Origin of the sequence: Mediterranea massiliensis, assembly GCF_900128475.1 — a bacterium.
Classification (GTDB): Bacteria; Bacteroidota; Bacteroidia; order Bacteroidales; family Bacteroidaceae; genus Bacteroides; species Bacteroides massiliensis_E.
This window is the reverse complement of sequence record NZ_LT635839.1, coordinates 657,087-678,770: the sequence shown is the minus strand read 5'-3', so window position 1 is coordinate 678,770 and position 21,684 is coordinate 657,087. Positions and strand designations below refer to the sequence as shown.

Annotated in this window: 13 protein-coding genes; all 13 read right to left on the bottom strand. The window is 46.9% G+C overall.

Going from position 1 to position 21,684, the window contains the following annotated elements; genetic code table 11:
• Window positions 1-16 precede the first annotated feature (16 nt).
• Window positions 17-1,363: a Fe-S cluster assembly protein SufD gene (gene sufD, locus BQ7483_RS16345; protein ID WP_072546780.1), complete on the bottom strand. Its 1,347-nt coding sequence runs from the start codon at window positions 1,361-1,363 to the stop codon at window positions 17-19.
• A 93-nt stretch (window positions 1,364-1,456) separates the two neighbouring features.
• Window positions 1,457-2,215, bottom strand: a complete 759-nt coding sequence (gene sufC, locus BQ7483_RS16340; RefSeq protein ID WP_072546615.1) for a Fe-S cluster assembly ATPase SufC — start codon at window positions 2,213-2,215, stop codon at window positions 1,457-1,459.
• A gap of 104 nt (window positions 2,216-2,319) precedes the next feature.
• Complete coding sequence (gene sufB, locus BQ7483_RS16335) at window positions 2,320-3,774, bottom strand: Fe-S cluster assembly protein SufB (RefSeq protein ID WP_072546614.1); 1,455 nt, start codon at window positions 3,772-3,774, stop codon at window positions 2,320-2,322.
• 32 nt (window positions 3,775-3,806) lie between these two features.
• The gene (locus BQ7483_RS16330) at window positions 3,807-4,307 is read right to left on the bottom strand and encodes a CvpA family protein (protein ID WP_072546613.1); all 501 of its coding nucleotides are present in this window, start codon (window positions 4,305-4,307) and stop codon (window positions 3,807-3,809) included.
• Window positions 4,308-4,459: 152 nt separating this feature from the next.
• The gene (gene infB / locus BQ7483_RS16325; RefSeq protein ID WP_072546612.1) at window positions 4,460-7,432 is read right to left on the bottom strand and encodes a translation initiation factor IF-2; all 2,973 of its coding nucleotides are present in this window, start codon (window positions 7,430-7,432) and stop codon (window positions 4,460-4,462) included.
• A gap of 128 nt (window positions 7,433-7,560) precedes the next feature.
• Window positions 7,561-8,823, bottom strand: coding sequence for a transcription termination factor NusA (gene nusA, locus BQ7483_RS16320; protein WP_072546611.1), 1,263 nt, complete (start codon window positions 8,821-8,823; stop codon window positions 7,561-7,563).
• Window positions 8,824-8,827: 4 nt separating this feature from the next.
• Window positions 8,828-9,295 carry a ribosome assembly cofactor RimP gene (rimP, locus tag BQ7483_RS16315; protein ID WP_022019566.1) on the bottom strand — a complete coding sequence of 156 codons (468 nt, stop codon included), beginning with the start codon at window positions 9,293-9,295 and terminating at the stop codon, window positions 8,828-8,830.
• A 708-nt stretch (window positions 9,296-10,003) separates the two neighbouring features.
• Window positions 10,004-12,184, bottom strand: a complete 2,181-nt coding sequence (locus tag BQ7483_RS16310) for a polysaccharide lyase family 8 super-sandwich domain-containing protein (protein WP_235847389.1) — start codon at window positions 12,182-12,184, stop codon at window positions 10,004-10,006.
• A gap of 60 nt (window positions 12,185-12,244) precedes the next feature.
• Window positions 12,245-13,408: an alginate lyase family protein gene (locus BQ7483_RS16305; RefSeq protein WP_072546610.1), complete on the bottom strand. Its 1,164-nt coding sequence runs from the start codon at window positions 13,406-13,408 to the stop codon at window positions 12,245-12,247.
• A 17-nt stretch (window positions 13,409-13,425) separates the two neighbouring features.
• Window positions 13,426-14,622 (bottom strand): glycoside hydrolase family 88 protein, encoded by a 1,197-nt coding sequence (locus BQ7483_RS16300; RefSeq protein WP_072546778.1) that lies wholly within the window; start codon window positions 14,620-14,622, stop codon window positions 13,426-13,428.
• 37 nt (window positions 14,623-14,659) lie between these two features.
• The gene (locus tag BQ7483_RS16295) at window positions 14,660-16,822 is read right to left on the bottom strand and encodes a polysaccharide lyase family 8 super-sandwich domain-containing protein (protein ID WP_072546609.1); all 2,163 of its coding nucleotides are present in this window, start codon (window positions 16,820-16,822) and stop codon (window positions 14,660-14,662) included.
• An 882-nt stretch (window positions 16,823-17,704) separates the two neighbouring features.
• Window positions 17,705-19,804 (bottom strand): BACON domain-containing protein, encoded by a 2,100-nt coding sequence (locus BQ7483_RS16290; protein WP_162274262.1) that lies wholly within the window; start codon window positions 19,802-19,804, stop codon window positions 17,705-17,707.
• A gap of 131 nt (window positions 19,805-19,935) precedes the next feature.
• Window positions 19,936-21,669, bottom strand: coding sequence for an endo-1,4-beta-xylanase (locus tag BQ7483_RS16280; RefSeq protein ID WP_022019572.1), 1,734 nt, complete (start codon window positions 21,667-21,669; stop codon window positions 19,936-19,938).
• Window positions 21,670-21,684 lie beyond the last annotated feature (15 nt).

The window sequence follows — 21,684 nt, the reverse complement described above, 5'->3', positions numbered from 1 at the left end:
AATTGTCAATTCTCCATTATCCATTACAAATGGCGCATCCCTGGCACTTGTTCAGTTCGCCCCGGAAGCGCTTTTCCACCAGCAGATGCAGGCGATCCCGCAGTGCATCGAGGCGGATGGTATCGATTACTTCGCCCAGGAAGGCGAACATCAGCAGCATGCGGGCTTCTTTCAGGGGGATGCCGCGCTGCTGCATGTAGAACAAAGCCGCGTCGTCCAGCTGGCCTACGGTGGCTCCGTGGCTGCACTTCACGTCGTCGGCATAGATTTCAAGCTGCGGCTGTGTGTACATCCGGGCGTCGCGGGTGGCGCAAAGGTTGCGGTTGGTCTGCTGCGAAGAGGTATGTTGGGCCCCCGGTCTCACCAGGACTAAGCCGGCAAAAGCGCCTGTGGCCTGGTCGTCGAGGACGTACTTGAACAGTTCATTGGACGTGCATCGGGGCACGGCATGGTCGATGCTTGTGTGGTTGTCCACGTGCTGGTTCTTGTCGGCAACGGCCATTCCGCAGAGGTTAATCTCGGCATTTTCGCCGGCCAGGGTTACCTCAACGGTGTTTCGGGTCGTACCGTTGGTCAGCGTCATCCCGTTCAGAAGGACGTTGCTGCCTGCCTCCTGGCGCACGTACAGGCTGCTGATGCGGACGGTACTCGTATGCGTTTCCTCCAGTTCATAGAGGTCGAACACGGCATTGCGGCCCACAAAGACCTCCACAACCTGGGTGGCGAGGAAGTTTACGGCATCCATTGCGTGGTCACACACCAGGAGCCGTGCCTGTGCTCCCTCCTCCAAAACGATGAGCACACGGCGGTTCACCATCAGATTGACGTCGCTTCGGAGGATGTTAACCAGCTGTATGGGGCGCTCTACCACAACGTTTCGGGGCACGTAGAGCAGCACGCCGTCCTCGGCCAGGGCGGTGTTGAGGGCGGTCACTCCGTCTTTCGACGCATCGGCCAGGCGGGCGTAATACTGCTTCACCAGTTCGGGATGCTCCGTTGCCAGCTGTCGGAGGCTGCCGAACAGCACGCCTTCGGGCAGGTGCGACTTGGGCAGTGCCTTGCTGTAGAAGGCATCGTTCACCACAAAGTAGAGCGAGGTGCTCATGTTGGGCACGTCGCACTTGAACACATCATAGGGATTGACGGGGATGTCGAGCTGCTTCAAGTTGAGCCCATAGTCGGGTTCAAAGAGCTTGCTGACGTCGGTATACTTGTATTTCTCGTCCTTGCGGGTGGGGAATCCCAGGCGTTCGAAGTGGGCGAAGGCCGCAGCGCGCGGGGCATTCATCACCTCGCAGCTGTGCTGGCATACCATGGCTTCGCACTGCGAGAACAGGTCTATGTATTGTTGCTCAGGTTTCATCATCTCAATAAAGAATTATGAATGACGCATGAAGCACAAAGAATTGCCCTTCCGCCCATGCTTGAAAGGCAGCAATTCTTCATTCTTCATTCCTCATTCTTCATTTACTTGCTCTTTCTTTATCCAGTCGAAGCCGCGGTTTTCTATCTCCGTTGCCAGCTCGGGGCCGCCGGTCTTGACGATTCGGCCTCCCAGCAAGACGTGCACCACGTCGGGTTTCAGGTAGTCCAGCAGGCGTTGGTAGTGGGTGATGACCATGGCCGAGGTCTGCTTCGTGCGCAGCTTGTTGAAGCCTTCGGCCACGATGCGCAGGGCATCCACGTCGAGTCCGGAGTCCGTTTCGTCGAGGATGGCGAAGGTAGGTTCGAGCATCGCCATCTGGAAAATCTCGTTCCGCTTCTTCTCTCCCCCGCTGAAACCCTCGTTTACGGAGCGGTTGGCCAGCTTGCTGTCCAGCTCTACGATGGCCCTTTTCTCACGCATCAGCTTCAGAAACTCCGATGCCGACAGGGCAGGAAGGTGGCGGTACTTGCGCTGTTCGTTGACTGCCGTACGCATAAAGTTCACCATCGACACCCCCGGAATCTCGACCGGTGTCTGGAAAGACAGGAAGATTCCCTCGTGTGCACGGTCTTCGGGCGAGAGGGCCAGCAGGTCCTTGCCGTTGAAGGTGATGGAGCCGTGTGTCACTTCGTAGGCGGGATGGCCCACAAGGACATTGCTCAGCGTACTCTTTCCGGCACCGTTCTGACCCATGAGGGCGTGCACCTCGCCGTCGCGGATGGTGAGGTTGATGCCTTTCAATATCTCTTTGCCATTGATACTGGCATGCAAGTCTTTTATCTCTAGCATAATTTATGTAGTTAAGAATGAAGAATAAAGAATGAAGAATCACTTCTCCATTCCGACTTCCCCACTCCGTTTAAAATCCTAAATCTTCATTGTTCGTTCTTCATTTATCCCACGCTTCCCTCCAAAGAGATGCTCAGCAGCTTCTGTGCCTCGACGGCAAACTCCATCGGCAGCTTGTTGAGTACTTCCTTGGCATAACCGTTGACAATCAGTCCCACGGCGTCTTCGCTCGAAATGCCGCGCTGGTTGCAGTAGAAAATCTGGTCTTCACTGATCTTGCTCGTCGTGGCTTCGTGTTCAACGACCGCCGTTTCGTTGTGAATATCCATATAGGGGAAGGTATGGGCACCACACTTGTCGCCCAGCAGAAGCGAGTCGCACTGGCTGTAATTGCGGGCATTGTCGGCCTTGGGACTTACACGAACCAGCCCACGGTAGGAGTTTTCACTCCGTCCGGCCGATATTCCCTTGCTCACAATCGTCGAACGGGTATTCTTGCCGATGTGGATCATCTTGGTACCCGTGTCGGCCTGCTGGTAGTTGTTGGTCACGGCCACGCTGTAGAACTCGGCCACGGAGTTGTCACCCGCCAGTATGCACGAAGGGTATTTCCACGTGATGGCACTACCCGTCTCTACCTGTGTCCACGACAATTTGCTATTCACACCCTTGCAGATGCCGCGCTTGGTGACGAAGTTGTACACACCACCCTTGCCCTCAGCGTCGCCCGGATACCAGTTCTGCACGGTGCTGTACTTCACTTCAGCCCGGTCGTGTACCACGATTTCCACAATGGCGGCATGCAGCTGGTTCTCATCACGCATCGGAGCGGTACAGCCTTCCAGGTAGGAAACGTAGGCATCGTCATCGGCTACAATCAGAGTCCGTTCAAACTGCCCCGTGCCCTGTGCATTGATACGGAAGTAAGTAGACAGCTCCATCGGGCACCGTACCCCCTTGGGAATATACACAAACGACCCGTCGGAGAAGACGGCCGAGTTGAGCGCGGCAAAAAAGTTGTCACGGTAAGGCACCACAGATCCCAAGTACTTCTGTACCAGGTCGGGATGTTCGCGTATGGCCTCGCTCATCGAGCAGAAGATGATGCCTTTCTCCATCAGTGTTTCCTTGAAGGTAGTCTTCACGGAAACGGAGTCCATCACGGCGTCCACGGCCATGCCGCTCAGCGCCATCTGCTCCTCCAGAGGAATGCCCAGCTTGTTGAAGGTCTTGATCAACTCGGGATCTACCTCATCCATGCTCTTGGGGCCCTCCTTCTTCTTGGTAGGGTCGGCGTAATAAGAAATAGCCTGGTAATCAATCTCAGGAATACGGAGATGGGCCCACGTAGGCATCTCCAGCGTCAACCAGTGGCGGTAAGCCTTCAGGCGGAACTCCAGCATCCAGTCGGGCTCTCCCTTCTTTTCGGAGATAAGACGGATAATATCCTCGTTCAAACCCTTCTCGATCACATCGGTATGCACATCGGTCGTAAAGCCATACTTGTACTTCTCCTGCGTGAGTTCCTTGACGTATTTATTGGGTTCTTCTTGTTGCATATCTTGTCTATAATTCAAGTTCATCGTTCAGCCTATTGAAGAAGTTCACCGGCCACCTCCCGGGCTGCCGGCAAGAATATGCCCGCAAACTTCTCCATCGGATAATATAACACAGACTCCTGCTTCTTTGTTCTCTTGAGGAGAGTGTTGTCCGAATCAATATATTCAACCACACAAATGAGCAGGCTTACCAACAGAGCCGATTTCAACAAGCCCAATCCAGCTCCCAGCAAACGGTTGACCCACCCCAGTGCAACAGCTTCCATCGCTTTGGTCAGCAACGTGGCCAACAGCAGAAAAGCCAAGGGTACGGCCAGCCAAATGACAACAAAAGCAATGCCTTGCGCCACCGTCAGCGAGTCGGTAAGCGGCAGGAAGAAACGTTCGGCCACGGTTGCATACAGAGCTTTGGCAATCAGCAGACCCGCAACCAATCCCAGCAGGCCCGCCAATTGTTTCAGAAATCCCTTGGTAAAGCCCACAATCGCACCGGCTCCCAAAACAACGAGTATTACAATATCTATTGTTGTCATACCCTCCTCAATTTATATTATAACACCAGCCGCAGACAACACCGACAACGCAGATTTAACCTTTTCCCGCAAATCGGCAGCACGAACATTCGCGCAACATTAAAATCCGTGTCATCCGCGTTGTCTGCGGCTGAAAAATCTATTGTTCAGAATCAAAGCGTCTGCTTTACTTCCACTTCCTCATAAGTTTCAATGACGTCACCAACCTTGATATCGTTGCAACCTGTCAGGCTGATACCGCATTCGAAATTGGTGCCGACTTCCTTTACATCGTCCTTGAAACGTTTCAACGCATTGATATTGCCGGTAAATACCACGATACCGTCGCGAATCAGACGAGCCTTGTCGGTACGTTTCACCTTACCGGTCTTCACCATTGCACCGGCAACCATACCGACCTTGCTGATATTGAAGACTTCACGCACTTCGATGGTAGCCGTAACCTGTTCTTTCACCGTAGGAGCAAGCATACCTTCCATTGCAGCCTTCACCTCCTCGATCGCATCGTAGATGACCGAATACTTACGGATATCCACGCCTTCCTGCTCGGCCAGCTTAGCTGCCGCACCAGACGGGCGCACCTGGAAACCGACGATAATCGCATCGGACGCTGCGGCCAAAGAGACATCGGATTCGGAAATCTGACCGACACCCTTGTGAATCACATTGACCTGAATCTGTTCCGTAGAGAGCTTGATCAGCGAGTCGCTCAACGCCTCCACCGAGCCGTCCACATCACCCTTGACAATGACATTCAGTTCGTGGAAGTCACCCAAAGCCAGACGACGGCCCACTTCATCGAGAGTCAGCATCTTCTGCGTACGCAAGCCCTGCTCGCGCTGCAACTGCTCACGCTTGTTGGCAATTTCACGGGCTTCCTGCTCGGTTTCAATCACATGGAAAGTATCACCGGCGGCAGGTGCGCCATTCAATCCTAGGATAAGGGCAGGTTCAGACGGACCAGCCTGAGTCATACGCTGGTTACGCTCATTGAACATGGCCTTCACCTTACCATAGTTGGTTCCTGCCAGAACGATATCGCCGACTTTCAATGTACCATTAGAAACAAGTACCGTGGCCACATAACCGCGACCTTTGTCGAGCGACGATTCGATAATGGAACCCGTAGCCTTACGGTTCGGATTTGCTTTCAGCTCCAGCATTTCAGCTTCCAGCAAGACCTTCTCCATCAGTTCATGCACGCCGATACCCTTCTTGGCCGAGATGTCCTGTGACTGGTATTTACCGCCCCATTCCTCTACCAGGAAGTTCATATTGGCCAGTTCCTCCTTAATCTTGTCGGGATTGGCCGTCGGCTTATCAATCTTGTTGATGGCAAACACAATGGGAACACCTGCAGCCATAGCATGGTTGATGGCTTCCTTGGTCTGCGGCATGACATTGTCGTCGGCAGCTACAATGATGATGGCAATATCAGTCACCTTGGCACCACGGGCACGCATGGCGGTAAACGCCTCATGACCCGGAGTATCCAGGAACGTAATCTTACGTCCGTCTTCCAACGTCACGTTATAGGCACCGATATGCTGGGTAATGCCACCCGCCTCACCGGCAATTACATTTGCCTTGCGGATGTAGTCGAGCAACGACGTCTTACCATGGTCCACATGGCCCATCACAGTGACAATCGGCGCACGAGGCTGCAGGTCTTCCTCCGCATCCTCTTCCTCGACAATGGCCTGGGCTACCTCAGCACTGACATACTCGGTCTTGAAGCCAAACTCCTCAGCTACCAGATTGATAGTTTCCGCATCCAGACGCTGGTTGATAGACACCATGATGCCGATGCTCATGCAAGTGGCGATAACCTGCGTAACGGGGACGTCCATCATGCTGGCCAGCTCGTTGGCCGTCACGAACTCGGTCAGCTTCAGCACCTTGCTCTCTGCCCGTTCCTGATTTTCAAGTTCGTGCATGCGGTCAGCTACCTGTTCACGTTTTTCCTTACGGTATTTGGCTCCCTTGTTCTTTCCTTTCGATGTCAGACGGGCCAGCGTTTCCTTTACCTGCTTGGCCACATCTTCTTCGTTCACCTCCTGCTTGATGACAGGTTTCTTGAAGCGGTCCTTATTCTTCTTTCCGCCTCCCTGCTGGCCACCGGCATTGGCGCCCTTCGAGTGGTCGCTGCCTTTCTGATAGTTGGATACATTATTTATGTCAACCTTCTCCTTATTGATCCGGTTGCGTTTCTTTTTGCTGTTTCCTTCGCCATCCTGATCGTCTTTCAGCTTGTTGTCTTCCCGACGGATTTCTTTCATGATGGCTTCCTTCATCTGACGCTTCTGATCCATCCGCTGCTTTTCCTTTTCCTCGCGTTCCTTTCGCTTTTCCTCTTTGGACTTTTTCTTGGGACGGGTAGACTGGTTCAAAGCGGCAAGATCAATCTGGCCAATAACGTTAATCTTTGAGACGAATTCAGGTTTATGTAACTTGAAGATTTCTTCTTCGTGTTCTTTTGGAGCATCCATCTGCTGCGTTTTTTCTTCGTTTTCTATTTCTGTTTGCCCTTCGGCTGAAGAAGCCTCCTCCTCATGCGAAACGGCTTCTGCTTCCACTTCTCTCGTAGCTTTTTCTACTTCCACTTTTTCTGCGACAGGTGCAGCAGCCTCCTCTGAAGCGACTTCAGCAGCTTCTTCCGACGCCTTCACAACCGGTTGCGGCTCGGCGGCAATCGGTTCCTCTTTCTTTTGTTCAGGCTCTTCCGACACTTCAGGCTGCACAACAGGCTCCGGTTCAATCACAGGCTTCTTGCCGAGATTGCTCAAATCGATTTTACCTACAGGCTTGAACTTCGGACGAATATCTTCAGGAATCATAGTCTTGATTTCATCAGACTTTGCCTTGGTTTCGTCCTTGGTCTCATAACCCTCAATGGCGACTGAGCCCTTACGTTCTTTCGACTGACGCTCCTGCAAGAAACGTTCAGACTTTATTTTAAGGTCCTTATCTGTGCTGAATTCTTTCTTCAGCATCTCAAACTGTTCGTCGGTAATTTTTGTATTGGGGTTTGCCTCTACGACAAAACCTTTCTTTTGCAGGAATTCGACTGCCGTCGTAATGCCTACATTCAAATCTCTTGTTACTTTATTTAACCTTATCGTCATATATTACTTTTAATGATTTAATGTGCCAATGTGCCAGTGTGCTTCCAAGTTGTATACGTTCTTTCCTCAATGTGCCTCAACCGGGCTTAAGCAGCACACATTGGCACATCCAACCATCAGCACATCAATTACTCTTTTTCAAACTCCTGTTTCAGTATACGCAATACTTCATCCACCGTTTCTTCCTCCAAGTCGGCTTTCTCGATCAGCATTTCGCGCGGAGCGTTCAACACGGCTTTTGCCGTATCGATGCCGATGCCCTTGATGGCGTCGATTACCCAACCTTCTATTTCATCGCGGAATTCATCGAGATAGATGTCTTCATCCTCCAAGGTCGTATCATCCACCTCGCGGAAGACATCGATTGTGTATTCCGTCAGCATGCTGGCCAACTTGATGTTCAGACCTCCCTTACCGATGGCCAAGGATACTTCTTCGGGCTTCAGGAAGACTTCGGCCTTGTGCTCCTCTTCATTCAGACGGATGGAAGAAATCTTGGCCGGGCTCAGGGCACGCTGGATGAAGAGCTGGATATTCGACGTATAGTTGATGACGTCGATGTTTTCGTTGCGCAGCTCACGCACGATGCCATGGATGCGGCTGCCCTTCACGCCCACGCAGGCTCCTACGGGGTCGATGCGGTCGTCATAGCTTTCGACGGCAATCTTGGCACGTTCGCCGGGGATGCGGGCTATCTTGCGGATGGTGATGAGACCGTCGTTGATTTCGGGCACCTCCATCTCGAACAGACGCTGCAGGAACACAGGTGACGTACGGCTCAAGATAATCTTGGGATTGTTGTTCTTGTTGTCCACACGGGCCACTACGGCACGCGCCGTCTCACCCTTGCGGTAGAAATCGCTCGGTATCTGCTCGGTCTTGGGCAAGAGCAGTTCGTTGCCTTCGTCGTCCAACAAAAGGATCTCCTTCTTCCAAATCTGATAAACTTCGGCATTCACCACCGTACCTACCTTGTCAATATACTTGTTATAAAGGCTGTCCTTTTCCAGTTCCAGAATCTTGGAAGCCAAGGTCTGACGCAGATTCAGAATGGCACGACGGCCGAACTTGGCAAAATTCACTTCATCGGTCACCTCCTCACCTACTTCATACGAAGCGTCAATCTTCTGAGCTTCACTCAGAGAAATCTGCAGATTGGGATTGGTCAGGTCCTCATCGGCCACCACTTCCCGGTTACGCCATATTTCAAAGTCACCTTTGTCAGGGTTCACGATGACGTCATAATTCTCATCCGTACCAAACATTTTCGCAATCACGCTTCGGAACGACTCCTCGAGCACGCTCACCATCGTGGTTCTGTCTATATTCTTCAGTTCCTTAAATTCCGAGAATGTGTCAACCATGCTGACTGTTTCTTCTTTCTTGGCCATAATCTTATTTAAAGCTGATTAAGTATTTAGTATATTTTATTTCTTCGTACGTGAAGTCCAGGTCTTCGTCCACCATCTTCGGACGCTTCATTCCTTCTTCCTTCACCTTCTTCTGAACGGTAACGGTAAAATGCTGTTCGTCGGCATTCTTCAGTACGCCTGTCAGCTTGCGTCCGTCCTTGGTCATCACTTCCACTTCTTCGCCAATGTGGTTGAGGTACTGCTGAAGCACCTTGAAAGGCTGTCCGATGCCGGCCGAGCCCACTTCCAGTTCGAAGTCTTCGGCATCGCGGTTCAAGCGCGACTCAATGTAGCGGCTCAGGTCCACACAATCTTCAATCCAAACACCGTCCTTGTGGTCAATCTCTACCACAATCTTGTCATCCGGGCTTACGGAAACTTCTACCAGGAAATAATCCTTGTCCTTCAGCCACTCTTCTACAAGTTCACAAATCGTTTTTTTCTCTATCATACCAGATTAAACCGTATAAGAATAAAAAAGAGGAGCTTGACTGCCCCTCCACCTTTCATCCGTTTCCGACGGCAAAGATATAAATAATCTCTTCGAGTACAAAATATTAGAAGAAAAAAGTAGGAAAATCTGCCATCGGAGCCAGGGCCTTTGACGGAAAATCCTCGGAAACCCATTCTCTCCATACCGAAAGTCAGACGCAAAACAGGCCTCAGAGTTACCTGAAAGGACAACAGACAGTCAGACTGCCAGCTTCAATGGCATGATCGAAAACTCCCAAACGGGCCACAGAATGTAAAAATAGGAGAAAGCCCGAATACAAGCAGAAACATCCATTGGATCCATACTCAAGAGGTAACAATCCCTCCCGACATCCGCCACTCCCGGCAGAACGTCCATTATAACGAACAACGCAGATAATCAGCTGATAATCAATGCTGATTTTTTCAGATGCATCCTTTTATTTCCCTGAAAAGTTTTCAGGCTTTATTCAGGTAGCACCTGAAAGGTTTTCAGGTTAGGACTGAAAGGTCTTCAGGTAGGGACTGAAAGGTCTTCAGGTACTGCCTGAAAAACGACATCTGCAAGAGATGTTCATCCTATGGGGCGGGAGGCGCTATAAAAGCCTTCCATTCTGTAAAAATAAATGGTTCAGATCCGGTACATCCTGACCTGAACCATTCATACGAGACATCGGAAACCAGAGACTCAGAATTTACAAACGACCGACGTCCCCCTATCCTTGCCCTGAGGCAAACGGATGGTTTTCTTCACACCGTTGACTTCCAGCACCAATGAATCGCGTTGCTGTGTCGGTTCGCCGCAGAGTATCTGGTACGAACCACCCTGTCGCTTGACGCAATAAAGTCCCGGAGTATGGACAGACACCCTGAGGGAACTGTCCAACGTGAATGTTCCTTCTTCCCAAGCCGCAATCCACCAGGCATCCTCCTTGGCTGTGTGCACCACCTGCATCTTCTCCGTATTGGCCATCACCTTGAAGTTGTCCGTAGAAAAACGTTCCACCGCTTTCCTGTTGGCTTGGGGAAGAATGTAATACTGATAGGAAGCGCCATCCGGACGGCTTCCATGATTCATATAGAGACTGAACACCTTCCCTTCCTCGGTCTGCTCCCTATAAACCTGCATGACGTCATGCCAGCGGCCGGTCTTTTCTTCCACCTCGGCTACGCATTGCCCGTCCGGTATGACATATCCCTTTGGGCCATGGAGCAGACGGAGGCCTTTCCCGGCAAACGTCTGACGAGAAGACAGCTTCTTCCATCTGCCATCGGTCCATACCTCTGCCTTATCCTCGGCCCAGCATTGCTCTATCGAGGTGGTTACCGGCAACAGGCTGTCCGACTGTATTCCACTCCCCAAAACAACCAGTACCTCGGGAGTGAACAAACAATACTTACGCATTGTCAACCCGTCACGTTTCAACTCCATCACGCTCAATCCCTGCTTTCCGTCCGAAATGCCTCCGACAAAATCCGACCCGTTGCCCGGATAGTACGACTTCTTCAGCACAGGCATGGCGGCATCACTCGCATAAGTCGTAACGCCCGGCACCTTTCTCCAATCCCATACGGGAAAAATGTCCCAATATTCCCGTCCGGTACCATAAACAAACAAGGCGCCGTCTGCCAGATAATATCCCTCCTTGTTGTCTCCGTTCATGCTTTCTGTGCCAAGCACACGTGTAGAAGCCATTTTCAGGGAAGCCATCCACGTAGGCTGCCTCATGAGGGTATAGTCGGACTGCCAGAAGTGCTTGTGCCCGTCCAGCGCGTTGTTCGGGCTGAAACAATTGCGCATCATCCTCTCGGCCACCTCATTGCAAAAACGGTTTGTCCCGCCTCCCAGCTCTGCGGCAGCAAAAGCCACTCCCAAAGCCTTGTGTCCGGGTGCCGACTGAAACAACTGGCGCCCTAAAGCACTGACATCCATATTGCCCTTCCAAATAATCCACTGATAGCCTTGGTCGAGCAGCGAGCCTATCATGTCCAACTGCTCGTCCGAAAACGCCATCGATGTCCCTGCAAACAGGCCGGAAAAGAGGCTCATACTGCTGATATAGGCCAAGCCATAGTTACCGAACTGCTGCTGAGGACCATGCTGATGGAAGCTCCAATCGTCTTTAATGCCCTCCTTCTGTCCTGCACGGATTTCCGACACGATGGTATCCCGAGCCTGCTGCACTAAAGCGACATCATTTTCCAACAATGCCCGCATCATCACATTCCCGGCCAGCCATACCTTATTCTGCCCGGTCATGCCAAACCGTGAGTCTTTCATCAGCTCGACAGCCTGTTCCTTTTCATCGGCCGTCAGATGTTCTTCAAATAGAATGAAAGCCACACCCAGCGTACGCGGCACACCAATCTGATTGTAATACCAATTCGGACATCTCAATTTTTCCTTGAACCAGAATCCCAAAGCGGCATGTATGGCCTTCATTACTTCCTCCGATTGATAGAACTCACTATTCTCATCCTGACAGACTTTCACCAACCCGAGAATTCTTTCGGGATGCAGACGAGGTTCCCATCCCGAGCGTGTCTTGTCGGCATAATTAATATCCGTCCAAGCTCCCTCCTCATTCTGCCTGGCCAGCAATTCTTCAACAAAGGCCTTGCTGAAAGGGACCCGCTGCTGAAGCTCCATCACCACTCTGTCCGATGCTCCGAAACCCGGCGGATTGGCCTCCAATTCCCTTTGCAGCTCGTCCGTCAAAGGCGAACCTGTAATATATACTTTCTTAAAATTATTTTTGATCTTCACCAAATCGCCCATCCCACCATTTGCCTGAGCAATATGACCACAACAAAACAGGGAGCAAACAATCATCAACAAAGGAATGATACTTTTCTTTCCGCTATACATATTATATCTTTTATATACTATTGAACTACGCATTTTCTATTCAGCCTTTCTCTTTTTCATCTATTGAATATGTTCATGGATAGGCTTCAAATTGTCGGCCAGCTCTGAATAAGACCGATCGCCATACACAAACGCTGCTGTCCGCAAGACATCCGCCATCGCTTCGACCTTCGCATTGCCAATTTGCTTCCACGTCCAGACTTTCTCTTTTTTCAGGAAAGGGACGAACCAGTCGATCATCGACTTCAGATACATCTGTCCCTCGTGCGTATAATGCCATAAATCCACACCTATTTTTTCTCCCATCTTCGCCATAAGGATAAAGCCCTGCAAGTTCATGGTGGCATAGCTCCAGGAATTCGTCCTTTCCAGCTCGTATGGTTGACTTCCGTCTTTGTCCACCTGCTTCTGCAAACGTTTCTGCGTTGACTCGACAATCAGACGCTTCGCCTCGTCCACCTGCCCCAAAAACAGATTCATGGCCACACATTGGACATCATAATAAGTCCCGTGGTTATTGTGTGCCTTACTTTCATCAATTCCATACGGATGAGTCTGCAACCAAGTCAGATAATCCCGAATCCATCGCTTCAGCCCTTCATACACATTCTTGTCCCAGCTCTCGGCTCCGTGCATCAAAGTAATCCCCTCCAACAGACGGCCCATAAATCGTGTTTCAATGATTCCGATGCCACGCCCCTCACAGATGCCCGGAATAAATTGCCCGTATTTCAGATTGGGATTCATGCGGGTGGCCGGGTTCACAAAGAAAGTGTCAACCAGTCCAAACGCTTTCTTTGCATACCGTTCGTCATTCGTATAATAATAGGCATTTCCCAAAGTAAAGACACCGTCTATCACTTTCGACAATTGGCTGGCATCCGAATACTTATTCCTTTCCGGATTGCGTTCTCCATCCCTACGGACATAAGGCAAGCCGTCGGCCGTTTTCGGGTTAGGCCACCAATAGGGCCCCATACTGATATAATCATGTTTATCTCCACTGGGCGGAAGAACCTTCTTATAGGTTACCGAGTAAGGCCCTTTCTGCAATTGTTCATCGGCCCGTTTTATCCAACCGGTTCTTTCGTTCCGACCGGCCTCTGTACTCCGGACGTCCTCCATCCGTTTCATATCCAGACTCAGATACTTGTAGGATTCCTGAGCCGACACCCATCCAACACAAACGACAGATAACACCAACAATAAAAGCTTCTTGTTCATAACGCGGTCTTTTTGTATTATTCCTCAATGATTTTCTTCAACCGCATCAAAGCTTCCACATAATAATAGTCGGCATAGCTCAACGGCACATCCACTTCACTGCCAGCTTTAAAATAGCCGGTCGAATGTTTCAACACGAAATTGCAGTTCGTTCCTGCCTCGGCCAAATATTCGGGAGACGAAAGCGACCGCAACTGGTCTTCCGCATAAGCCAAATAGCCCGCAGCTTCAGACGACTGGTCTATCTGGCTCAACTCTATCAAAGCTGACGCCATGATGGCCGCAGCCGAGGCGTCACGGGTCGTATTCGGTATGTCGGGCGTATCAAAATCCCAATACGGGACCTTGTCTTCCGGCATACGGGGATGATTCATCAGGAACGAAGCAATGTGCTTGGCTTGTTGCAGATAAGCCTCATCGCCCGTTTCGCGTGCCATCATGGTATACCCGTACAACGCCCACGCCTGACCTCTGGCCCAGGCCGACTCGTCGGCATATCCCTGATGGGTCTGCTTTACGTCGGGAAGGCCTGTAATGGTATCATACGACACGACATGATACGTACTGTAATCTTTCCGGAAATGATTCTTCAGGGTAGTATTGGCATGTTCAGTCGCAATGTTGACCAACGTCGTGTCTCCAGTTTCCTTGCCAGCCCAGGTCAACAACTCCAGGTTCATCATATTGTCTATGATAACTGGAAACTGCCAGTCACCATGATTCCACGAGCGCAGTGCCTTCACTACAGGATTGTATCGTGTGCTCAGCGAACGAGCCCCCTGCACCAATACGTCGCGATATTGCTTATTACCAGTCAGACGTAACCCGTTTCCGTAACTACAATAAAGCATAAAACCCACATCATGGCTTGTCGTTACATATTGCACTTTCTCAAGACGATCGGTATATAACTCCGCATATTTCTTCAGCTCCGGCTTTTGGGTATATTCGTACAAATACCAAAGTTCCCCCGGAAAGAAGCCGCTGCACCACCAATAGCAGTTACTTGTTTCCAACTTTCCGTCCTTGATGCTCTTGGGCAAACGTCCTTCCGCATTTTCCAGTTCCTTCGCCATTAGTACGGCCTGCTCAGCAGCCCTGTCAAGTCCTCTTGAGATGACGGATTCCATAGACTCGGTTTTCGGTTGTCCGACACAAGAAGAGAGGAGGCACACCCCCAATCCATATACCATTTTTGTAATTAATTCTTTCATAACTCTTTTCTCTTTATTTTGTTTATTCTTTTCTTGTTTAAAATTCAATGACAACACTCTTCCCTGCGTATTCAGCCTGAGGCATTTGGACAATCATCTCAGTTACATCAGAAAAAGCATCGTATTCGTAAGAGGAAAGCATTGCTTTGTCAATAGGAAAACAATGTCCTTTTACAGACAAATGCATAGTCGACAACTTACGAGTAGGATCAGATACCGTCAGCGAAAGTATATTCCCTTGCGTATCAAAACGCAGCATATACATGCCGGGCGTATCCATTGCAAGAATCTTCCCTTTTCCACAATCCAGTTTACAAGCTTCATAGCATACAACATAAAGTACCCCGTTCTCCCGATGTTCTACCGCCTGCATCTGCCTGGTATTTGACAAAACCTGTACAGGAGAGTGTTTTACATATCTGGAAAGATGCTTCCTATCAACATGCGGAACCACATAATAGACATATTCCTTTCCACGAGGCTGTTTCCCATGATCAAGCAACAGTTTAAAAATAGAGTCTGTCACAATTGCCTTGGAAGAGCTGGTTTGGTGATTTACGCCGGCCCAGCTCCCCTTCACCAAATCATTCTTTATTTCAAGACTCTGAACCGTGGGGAAAATATAGCCTACATAATCGTGCCAAACCCAAGTCAGACAATCAGAAGAAATGCTGCCTGAAGCCAAGAGTCTCGTTTCATCAAATGTACCAGCCACGACCTCTCCAGACAAACGACATTGATTTATAGTTGTCACAATCGGGTATTCGGAAGCAGATTCGATACCAGTGCCCAAACAAACATACATGTCGTCAAAGAAGAACCAGCTTTTTCTGGCATGCAACGGATTATGAGGACTGGAAAAGTCGAATGCCGCCGCCCCATACAAACCGTCCGTCACACCGCCTACAAAATCCATTTTCCCCTTTTTCTGTATTTCCTTTTCGGAAGGCATCTCTTCCAACCGAACAGTTGTAGCGCCTGGGATACAGGACCAATCATAGACAGGAGCCAGATTAACATATTCCTCTCCATTCAAAGACAAATAATTGGTACCATCTCCCCTAAAATGATTTTTCAGTCCTTCACCATTATAAGGTTCCTCCATATTTCTGTTTCGGGAAGAAAACATTCGTACTGAAGTATAAAAACTGGGACGTTGGAATACAAAATGCTCACTCTGCCAGAAGAACTTAGCAAATGAAGCAGGAATATAGTCCTTGCCCTCCCTAGCCTTAACTACATTCTCCAGTTCTTCATGTCGGTAATCTGTAACTTTCATCAGCCTCGTTGGAGTAACAGAAGAAAAGACCAACCTTCCATGCCTTCTCGTTATATCTCTGTTTTGAATACCAGGATCTTCTATCCGTCCGTACACCATCTGTTTACAGATTCCGTCCAGATAATAATCGACTGCCATCCTGACAGCCTTCTCCGAAAAAGCATATCTGGTTCCGTTGACATTAGAGGCCCATTCTGCAAAAGCATCTACATAGCCCAATCCATACGACAACGTATTGTTGACACGATCTACACGATGATGAAAACTGTAATCAACCTGTATCCCTCTTTCCGTCGGTGCCACCAATTTGATTTCTCCTTCAATCACTTTCAGCACCATTTTCAGTTCCTTCTCGTCCCGACAGAACAAAGCCGTTTTGGCCTGCATGCCGGCAATCTTAATGCGGTCGCCACTAGGTCTGGCTCCCCATGCATTCAGATTTGCCCGCCGGGCGATTGGGAGCATACCCTCCTTTTGCTCTTCCCTCAGACTCTCATCCATCACTAGCAATAAAGAAATGAAAGAACCGGGAGTACCTATCTCATTATGCCACCAGTTGTCGCAACGGAAATCATGCGCCAACCAATATTTCAACGCCAAATCGAACTTCTCACGTAACTTTTCATCGCCCTGTAAAGGTGAACCAGACTGCCTGTAGGCACGTGCCATCAGCAACAGATTGTCCAGATGAATAGTATGACGGAAACCTGTACGAGATACATCCGTATAATCAATTCCCGGCCAAAATCCTTCAGGAGTCAAAGTACTCATAATTTGCTCAACCTTTTCAGCATCAGCCCGAGGTGCCAATACCTGTTCCACGAACAGACGACGCAACTTTTCTACATCATTGGCTGCAGACAATAGGGCTATACTTCCAAATAGAGCCAGTAACAAACAAATAAAAAGTTTAACTTTCATAGGGTAATAAATTAGTCAATTACAATTCATTTAGCCGTAAGCAAAACGAATTGCAAAAAATATCAAACAAATAGTCTTAACTAAGTTGATTCCTGCAAGTGATGCATTAAAATGAAATAACAATTACCGAAAGTATGTTGACTATCAGTTCATTATTCCAGCATATTACTTGATATCTCCAAAGCAGAATTCGGGCTGAAAGCATATCCTATCAAAATTCAGGATATTCTGAACATATGGCGCCTCACTTCTATGAAAATATAGTTTCCATTTATCTATTCTTTCATCCACAAATAACCATACAACCAGACTCATAAAATATTTGAGTGCTTTGGAATATCATTTCAGCCCGTAAAACCATCTTTTGTTCACTTTATATCCAGTACATCCTATGGTATCCTAATTTTAACAGTTCGTTTTTCTTCAACTAATTTTGGCCGTGCATATCTTCCTATCCTTTTCCCATGGCAGGATAGAATAGTATGACATCATTCCTAAAACGACTTATCACGTGTAAACCGTTTTCGCGCCGATATCAGTTCCACAAGATTCTTCTCCAAACTTTCCTCAGTTGCGTTGTCAGATACCCATCTACACAGAGCCCAAGGTTATGCATTTAAAAAATGATGGAATACTGTTAATTCACCAAAATCATTGAATTATGCTATTCTATTCCTTTTTCAGCTGTTAGCATATATTCCTCATCTATTTTTCTTACTCTTTAAAATACATACTTGACAATATTTCGACGACCAAAATTGACATATTTTAAACTTATCAATAACGATTCTATTGTTTAATCTTAATTTATTAGCAAGAATCTATTGAATTGAATAATAGAGCTATCATAAAACATACATCTATTTATACAAAATATTATAGTTACTTTGAATGATAGAATCTTCCATTTCTAATACGCAATTCTAGCTGTGCCTCAAACAGTGACTGTGGAAAGACCGTTTTTCCTTGTTCTACCCAAACTCCATCTGGTCTATCTGTATTATTATGCGTTCCAGAACTCTTAGTACCCTTACTTCCAATACTATAATTTTTAGCTGATGCCCATGGGCTTTGAACGCAAATCCTTTTAGCTATACAATTCCACAAATACTGATTGGCTCCAGCCCATCCATGGCCGGTTCCCCAATTTCCACGATCCTGTACCAATATATCGCCATCACTATCTATATTATCATATAACGTTCCTACATTCCAACGTTGATGAGGTCCCGTATCAGCATGAGCATTTCTTATTTTCACATTAGTAAACACGTTAGGACCAACTCCCTTAGAGCCTGTGACACAATCATGGCGTCCATGAGATGTTTCACAATTCCGAACTAAACAAGCCGAAGCGTCTGATATCAAGAAAGAATAAAGTCTACCACCTTCACGTTTTGCAACACCATCCAAACATTTACAATTTTCAATTGTAACGAAAAGAGATTTATCTCTAATTTCAGCCAGTCCATAAGCAAAATAACGAGAGGTGACATTACGAATCCAACTATGCTCCGTCTTAGTTATATCCACTGCCGTCCAACTATGTTCCTCATCATTAAAATATCCAGTTTTATCTCTCTTGGTTTCATCAAATTCACTAACGATCTGCATATTTTCTATTCCACAATGACTTATACGACCTTGTATTTCCGATTTATAAACAGCACCTCCACCATATTTCTTTTCCATAGACATTAGTATTGGGTTATCAAAATGGAGTGTATCACCTATTATTCGTGTAATAATACGCTCATAATCCAAGTTATATCCCTTGGCAGTCCAATTAGATCCACTATTGTCCCCAGGTGCATATATTTGATCCATCCGTAAATCATGAATCCAGTTATCTGTCCCAGGACGGAATATAGTCACATGATCTCCTTCATGGAAATCCATTACATTGTTAACAGTTACCCAAAAACGACCGACAGGTACATAGTCATCCTTTATATTATATGCTGCAGGAGCAGAAGGATTAAGCTGTCCACTTCCTTTGATATTAATCAGTCTATGATGTTCGTCTCCATCCTTCACACCTGCTGCGATTAATTTAGTGCCATTCTCATCACTTCCCTCACCACGTAATACAATTCCACTATTTTGTATATACAACTCATGCTGGATACGATAAATACCACTTTTCAACAATATAGCCCCCCTGAAATCTCCATTTAATGGCATAGCCGATAGTTCATCAATAGCCTTTTGTATCATAGCCGTAGCATCCTCGCTTTCTCCAGGAGAGGTCAAAGTTATTTTTACAGGCACACCATCCGGTATCGGGACTTCACTTCCCATATATCCAACATGGCTAAAGTCCGGTAAGGTTGTACCGAATTCATCTTCCAGTAAAGCCAAATCAAAACTGGTCTCGACTTGTGGATAAACAATAGATGAAGTCATGAAATCCTGAATAACAGTTATATCTTCTTTAAGTCCTGCTGCCACAATACGAATCATTGCCACCCGTTGACGAGTTATAGGATTGGCATCCACTACCACAACAAGAACATTATTTGTACCTTCTTTCACATCAAAGTTTACCCAGTTTGTCATTGATGTTACCACCTCTGCTTTCCACTCAACATTACAATCAATGTTAATTTCCTGAATACCCCCCTCCGCTGTAAACCGCAGCGAACTTGGCTGTACCTCCAATTCAGGAACAACACTCTCCTGTTCTATCCTCAGTTCGCTCTTCTGACTACCGCTGGAAACTAGAACCGTAGCAATACGTTTCTCACCGGTATTATTGGCAGCAACTTTTATAATAAGCATAGAACGATCAGATACACAAGTACACCAATCTGACCCAGCAGTCACTTTAACTTCCCAATCTCCAGTTGAAGTTACATTCACACTTTGTTCTCCATCTTCAGGACCAAAGAATAATGTTGATTCCTCTAACTGTAATGAAACATCATTTTCCACATCATCCGAACAAAACGAAAATATAATAGGAATAAAGAGTAATACCAAACACGACAAAAGACTAGAATATTTTATTCGACCACACAGCATATAAGTAACCTAATTAAGAAATTAAAAATAAAAGAAGAATGTACCTACAGCAAGCAGCCAATATGGTACATTCTTCTTTTCGTTACAAATCAATTAAACTTAGAAAAACTGCATAAACCTTCCGCAAAACCTGCATAAACAGGTTTACGCATATAATCTTTAGACCATAATCCTCTCTCATCGTCAACAATCTTCTCCTTCACAATTCCCCCCCATTGATTCACAGGGACTTGTTCTGCATAAGTAGACAACACAAAGGTATAAAAATCCGACATCTTCTTTTCTTGTTCCAACGTACGATTCGCAGCAGGAACTTCTATCCCCGTAACATCTACCATATTCATATCAAGAGCTGATATACGAATCAACTTACCAGTAGCTGCCAACTGTGCAAAAGCGTTTTTTATATGTTCCTCCTGAAGTTCTTGCGCAGTTTCATCAAGCATATATGTCAGATGCATCGTTGTTGAGATACCGTCTATAACCGTTTTATTATCACTTTCCCATTGATTAATCCAATGTATCAAGCTTTTCAATCTATCAAAATCTGCAATCAGATCTGTTTCGTTTACATACAAATTCAAATTTTCAGGCCCATATCGACGTACCAATTCTACAATTATCCGTGGATAATCTGCACCTAAATAATCTCCCCAATAAAAATCAGAGTCATTTCCATTATTAACCGATTGTAGATCATAGTAACCATCCCCGTCCATATCAACCACCGCCAAAGGCTTATCTATTACATTCCAATTTTCCACTACATCTTTTGAAGCTTCCATTAAGCCACCGATCCATTGGTCCATAGCCCAAATTAAAGTATCTTTCTTTTCTTCAGGAGTTTGAGGAATACCACCTGCAATCTCATAATACACAGAAATGTCATCAAACCAAATTGTACCATCAACCTCACCTACATTCAAATAAAAACGATAAATATTGCCTGAGACATTTGGACAAGAAACTGTAACTTCTTTCCATTCTGTAGATACATCAATATTCGGAGTAAATTTTCCAATTGCAGTAGAACTTCCGTTTTCTCTAAATTCCGACGATATTGTACAATTTCTGCTGGCCTTTACTTTCAGGTTCAAATAATAAGTTGTATTTTCTACTGCAGGAATTTCCGGCGAAAATTGCACAACCGTTTGACCTTTCGTAGCAGCATAACCGCTACCAACTATAATCTTATATCCCTTAGTTCCATTATAGCCTTCACCTTCAACAACTTTCCAGAAGTTACCATGATTCTTTATCGCATCTCCCCAAGCGCTCCATTTCCCCCCCTCTATGGTCAATCCATTCTCAAAATCAGTCTTCACCAAATATTCTTTCTTCATAGAGGAAGAACGAGTCTGAATTGTTTGCTCATCAGATAATGGCTTATCAGCAAGTAAAGTATTCAAATAAGTCACATTCTGATTCTCAGAACTACAAATTGCATGTCCAAAAACAGTCATATTTATTTTTTGGGCACTTTCAAAGAAAGTCTTCATAGGCTGAAAATTCATACTCCCATCATTTTGGACACAATCTCCATGCCACATACCACTAAGAGGATATAATTCATTAAAGTTCGAACCGACCAAACCATAAAGTATCTCCCCTTTAATAATATCTGAGGTATTTACTGCAGCTCCTACACTAACAAGAGAAGCATCATCCACATAAGATCTCAAAGTTGAATATTCATTTAGATATTCATATTTTATAATATCCTCCGGTTTTTCCACCTCAAAATCCGCCCAATTGTTTTCTGCACAAGAGATAGATATACCTAATACAGAAACCACATATAATAAAGCTTTATAACTCTTCATATTCCAATCTTTGAA

Excerpts from the sequence above, each read along its gene's own strand:
- sufD (WP_072546780.1), bottom strand. The coding sequence starts at position 1,363 with ATGAAACCTGAGCAACAATACATAGACCTGTTCTCGCAGTGCGAAGCC.
- sufC (WP_072546615.1), bottom strand. The coding sequence starts at position 2,215 with ATGCTAGAGATAAAAGACTTGCATGCCAGTATCAATGGCAAAGAGATA.
- sufB (WP_072546614.1), bottom strand. The coding sequence starts at position 3,774 with ATGCAACAAGAAGAACCCAATAAATACGTCAAGGAACTCACGCAGGAG.
- BQ7483_RS16330 (WP_072546613.1), bottom strand. The coding sequence starts at position 4,307 with ATGACAACAATAGATATTGTAATACTCGTTGTTTTGGGAGCCGGTGCG.
- infB (WP_072546612.1), bottom strand. The coding sequence starts at position 7,432 with ATGACGATAAGGTTAAATAAAGTAACAAGAGATTTGAATGTAGGCATT.
- nusA (WP_072546611.1), bottom strand. The coding sequence starts at position 8,823 with ATGGCCAAGAAAGAAGAAACAGTCAGCATGGTTGACACATTCTCGGAA.
- rimP (WP_022019566.1), bottom strand. The coding sequence starts at position 9,295 with ATGATAGAGAAAAAAACGATTTGTGAACTTGTAGAAGAGTGGCTGAAG.
- BQ7483_RS16310 (WP_235847389.1), bottom strand. The coding sequence starts at position 12,184 with ATGTATAGCGGAAAGAAAAGTATCATTCCTTTGTTGATGATTGTTTGC.
- BQ7483_RS16305 (WP_072546610.1), bottom strand. The coding sequence starts at position 13,408 with ATGAACAAGAAGCTTTTATTGTTGGTGTTATCTGTCGTTTGTGTTGGA.
- BQ7483_RS16300 (WP_072546778.1), bottom strand. The coding sequence starts at position 14,622 with ATGAAAGAATTAATTACAAAAATGGTATATGGATTGGGGGTGTGCCTC.
- BQ7483_RS16295 (WP_072546609.1), bottom strand. The coding sequence starts at position 16,822 with ATGAAAGTTAAACTTTTTATTTGTTTGTTACTGGCTCTATTTGGAAGT.
- BQ7483_RS16280 (WP_022019572.1), bottom strand. The coding sequence starts at position 21,669 with ATGAAGAGTTATAAAGCTTTATTATATGTGGTTTCTGTATTAGGTATA.